This is a genomic window from uncultured Gimesia sp., from assembly GCF_937919775.1.
In the GTDB taxonomy this organism is placed as follows: domain Bacteria; phylum Planctomycetota; class Planctomycetia; order Planctomycetales; family Planctomycetaceae; genus Gimesia.
In genome coordinates, this window is sequence record NZ_CALFPF010000196.1 from 1 (window position 1) to 4,452 (window position 4,452).

Here is a 4,452-nt window from a genome sequence, read left to right on the forward strand (position 1 = left end):
GTTTGAGCAGGCCGCATAACCTTAACACAGCGCCCACTATTTCTGGGGAAGTCCAATTAAAGGATTTCCTAGTCAGTCTGTAATGAAATAGACTGTTGCGAAGATGGTCTTAATTCATCATGGCTCACACCAGCGGAGTTGTCAGTGGCATCATTCTCTCTTGATCAGACAGAACTCAGAGCCTGTTATCAGGCACTCTCAAAACAACTGGAACAGGAACTGCAAGTACTTGAGCCGACACTCATTGAACTCCGGCGCACGCTGCATAAAAATCCGGAAGTCAGTGGCGAAGAAAAACAGACCTCGCAACTCATTTACAAGACATTACATGATGCCGGGTTAACGCCCCGATTGATGCAGAACCAGATTGGTGTGATCGCCGACGTTACACTGGGCACGCCGGCCCCCGATGCACCACTGATTGCCATTCGCGCCGACATCGATGCCTTGCGGATTACGGACCAGAAAGAAGTCCCCTACTGCTCGCACAACCCGGGAGTCGGCCATCTCTGTGGCCACGACGCGCATACCGCGATCGCATTAGGTGCCGCCCTCAGCGCCCGCCGTTTCACAGAACTGTTTAACACCGAGTGGTCCGGCCAGGGGCTTCGCTTACGATTCATCTTTCAGCCGGCGGAAGAAATCTGCATGGGTGCCCGCTGGATGGTGGAACAGGGAGCGATGAAGAATGTCGCGGCAATCATCGGTCTGCATATGGATCCGGAAATTCAAGCGGGGACGGCGAATATCCGTTATGGTGTGATGACGGCCTTCTGCGATGAAGTTCATTTTGAGATTCATGGCACGGGTGCCCATGCGGCACGCCCGCATCACGGCAATGATCCGATCACCACCGCCGCCCAGTTGATCTCCAGCCTGTATCAGAATCTGCCGCGCGCGATCGATTCGCGCACGCCGGCGGTATTTACAATCGGGCAGATCGCCGCAGGACAGGCACCGAATGTGATTCCCGAAATCGCGGTCCTGAAAGGTTCGCTGCGTTCTACCAATGACCATGCCCGCGCGGTGTTACACAAACGAATTGAAGAGATTGCTGAAGGAATTGCGAAAACGACCGGCACGCGGATTGAAGTGCTGTTTCAATCGCCCCTGCCCGCCGTCGTCAACGATGCCATCATTTCCGCCGCTCTGGAACGGGCCGCGAAAGATGTGCTGGGCGTTGAGCAGGTCGGCCTGATCGATATGCCCAGTATGGGGGGCGAGGATTTTTCGATTTATCTGCAGTCGACTCCGGGCTCGATGCTCAGGCTGGGTTGTGCGAAACCGGGTCAGAAAACGGCGTTTTTGCATTCACCCTACTTCGACATCGACGAACGCGTACTGGCGCTGGGCAGTCGCATCATGCTGCAGACCGCATTACTGCTTTCACTGAATCCGCAACTCATCCAAAAAGGGAATTAGTCACATGGGAACAATTTCTTTCACAAGAAATGATTACCCGACTCTGGGTGTAGAACTGGAATTGCAGCTGGTGAATGCGGAAACATTCGCCCTCTCGAATTCGATCACAGATCTGCTGGCAGGCCTCTCAGAAGAGATGCAAAAATCCGTCAAACCGGAGTTGATGCAGAGCTATCTGGAAATCAATACCGGCGTCTGTCGCACGGTCGGCGATGTCCGCCAGGACCTGACCGCCAAACTGGAAGCGGTGACCGAGGTCACCGACCAACTGGGACTGAAACTGTTCTGGGCGGCCACGCATCCGTTTTCATCCTGGCGCGATCAGAAAATTACCGTAAACGAACGCTACTACGAACTGGTCGACCTGATGCAGGACGTCGCCCGCCGCCTGGTCACGTTTGGTCTGCACATTCATGTGGGCGTCGATTCCGGCGACAAAGCCGTCATGGTCTGTGACCGCATGCTGCGTTATCTGCCGCTGCTGCTGTCGCTCTCCTCGAACTCCCCGTTCTGGGAAGGACGCAATACGGGCCTGCACTCGAATCGTTCGAAAATCATGGAAGGGCTGCCCACCGCCGGACTGCCCCCCACCATGCGCAACTGGAGCGAATACACGTGGCTCATCAATCACCTGATCAGCACCGGTTTCATCAATACGATTCGCGAAATCTGGTGGGACATTCGCCCGCATCATAACTTCGGCACCGTGGAGATCCGCGTCTGCGATATGCCTGCGAATCTGGAACAGGTGCTCTCTTTGACCGCGTTCGTGCAATGTCTCGTCAAATGCATCTCCGATGAAATCGATGAAGGTGCGTATCAACTGCAGCATCATCCGATGATGGTGCAGCAGAATAAATGGCGGGCCACCCGCTACGGCATCGACGCCAGTCTGGTCAACAACGACAGTTACCAGTTGTATTCCGTCATGGACACCACCAGACAACTGGTCGATCTGGTTGGTCCGATGTCCCAACGACTCGAGTGTACAGACGAATTAAACCGGATTTACGATCTGGTCCATCACTCAGGCGCCAAGCGTCAGTTGGAGATCATGGAAGCAACCGGAGACAAACGGGAAGTCGTCAAACAGATGACCGAAGAAAATAACAACTTCTGATTTCGCCACGTCTCCCCTATAATTCAGCATCCCCGACAAAAACAAAGAACACGTCTGGCGTTTTTCAGGAATCAGATTGCGTGTCTGAAACAGACCACTTGCCCAATCAGGAATCTTCGCAGAGCGAGCCGACAACTCCGCCGACGGGAGAAGTTGCGCAGACGCCACAGGAAAAAGTCCGCACGTTTCCGACCACGGCTGGCGTGTATCTGATGAAAGACAGTCAGGGCCGCGTGATTTATGTCGGCAAAGCCGTCAACCTGAAAAGCCGCGCTTCCAGTTATTTCACGCAGGCGGCCGCCGTTGATCGCCGCACCGCCGAACTCGTTACGGAAATTGCCGACATTGATTTTCTGGATACGGAAACCGAAGTCGATGCCCTGCTGCTCGAAGCACGGCTGATTAAGGACATCCGCCCCCGCTTCAATTCGGAACTCAAAGACGACAAAACGTTTCCTTATCTCGAAATCACCACCCGCGAAGATTTCCCGCGCGTCGAATTCACGCGCAAGCCACACAGTAAAGGGACCAAACTCTACGGCCCGTTCACGAACGCCAAACAGCTGCGAGGCACGATCACCGTGTTGCAGAAAATTTTCCGCTTCCGCAACTGTTCGCTGGACATTGAAGACGGCGACGAAAAGTGGCGCTGGTTCCGCCCTTGCCTGCTGCACAGCATCAATCAATGCACGGCTCCCTGTAATTTGCGGATCAGCAAAGAGGACTACCGCAAAGACATCAACAGGTTGAAACTGTTTCTCGACGGCAAAAAAGATCGGCTGCTGAACGAGATGAAAAAAGAGATGCAGGCGGCCTCGGAAGCAAAGAACTACGAAACGGCGGCTCGGCTGCGGGATGAAATTCAGTTGCTGGAAAGTCTGCACCAGCGCGGCAACCTGGAAGATCATGCGCAACCCGAAGTGTTTTACATCGACCCGAAAAAAGGAATGCAGGGGCTGAAGAAGGTCTTCGGGCTCCCCGACCTGCCCCGCCGCATCGAAGGGGTCGACATCGCGCACCTGCAGGGGGGCGAAACAGTCGCCAGCCTGGTGCAGTTCATCGACGGTCTGCCGTTCAAGCACGGCTACAAACGCTTCAAAATCCGCACGGTCAAAGGGATCGACGATTTCGCCTCGATCCGCGAAGTCGTCAGCCGCCGGATCAGACGCCTGCATCAGGAAGGAGAGTCATTCCCCGACATCCTGCTGATCGACGGCGGTAAAGGCCAGCTCAACGCGGCGATGACCGCCATGCGCGAACTGGGCGTGGAACCGCCGTTCACGATTTCCCTCGCCAAGCGCGAAGAAGAAGTCTACGTCCCCGGCGAAACCGAACCCCGCCGTCTGAGTCGACACTCGTACGGTTTAAGACTCCTGCAATACGTCCGCGACGAATCTCACCGCTTCGCCCAGCATTATCATCATTTGCTAAGGAAGAAATCGCATTTTGATGAGTGATTTTTTGAGCCCCTCATTTTTAATCACAGGAATTTTAATTTACAAATCTGGCCATTCTAAAGTGTCTCCATCCAGCATCAGTGCTAATTTATCATGACATCTCAGAGCTTTCTCCAGTACTTTAATAAAATACAGCATATCGAAAGAAGAATTCGGCACTTCACCTGCAATCGCAGCAAATATCAATTTGCTAAAAGTGAACGAGACCAAAGATCGAGTTTTTAGATCCCTCTCTCTGAGTTCATTCAAATATTCTTGCGCCTCATCATAATTGAATAATACCTCTTCCATATGCGCGACGTTCTTTATTTGAAGACTCAACGGCTAAAGTTCGCCATTCCCGCTAAGTTCAAATTCTACCAGATAGAATTTTTCGTTCTTTCTACAGGAGCAACATACCAATACAGGAGAGGTAATACCTTCTTTCGCATCGTCTGAGAAATACTTATTGCA

4 protein-coding genes are annotated in these 4,452 nt (G+C 53.1%); 3 read left to right on the top strand and 1 reads right to left on the bottom strand.

The genetic code is table 11. From position 1 onward, the window contains the following. Positions 1-144 precede the first annotated feature (144 nt). The 3 genes from Q0294_RS05205 (at position 145) to Q0294_RS05215 (ending at position 3,999) form a co-directional block, all read left to right on the top strand. Positions 145-1,422: a M20 family metallopeptidase gene (locus Q0294_RS05205; RefSeq protein WP_299461616.1), complete on the top strand. Its 1,278-nt coding sequence runs from the start codon at positions 145-147 to the stop codon at positions 1,420-1,422. A gap of 4 nt (positions 1,423-1,426) precedes the next feature. Further along, positions 1,427-2,542 carry a YbdK family carboxylate-amine ligase gene (locus Q0294_RS05210; RefSeq protein ID WP_299461617.1) on the top strand — a complete coding sequence of 372 codons (1,116 nt, stop codon included), beginning with the start codon at positions 1,427-1,429 and terminating at the stop codon, positions 2,540-2,542. Positions 2,543-2,622: 80 nt separating this feature from the next. Next, the gene (locus Q0294_RS05215; RefSeq protein WP_299461618.1) at positions 2,623-3,999 is read left to right on the top strand and encodes an excinuclease ABC subunit UvrC; all 1,377 of its coding nucleotides are present in this window, start codon (positions 2,623-2,625) and stop codon (positions 3,997-3,999) included. A 39-nt stretch (positions 4,000-4,038) separates the two neighbouring features. Here the strand turns inward: Q0294_RS05215 and Q0294_RS05220 are convergent, their stop codons facing one another. Further along, complete coding sequence (locus Q0294_RS05220; RefSeq protein ID WP_299461619.1) at positions 4,039-4,290, bottom strand: hypothetical protein; 252 nt, start codon at positions 4,288-4,290, stop codon at positions 4,039-4,041. Positions 4,291-4,452 lie beyond the last annotated feature (162 nt).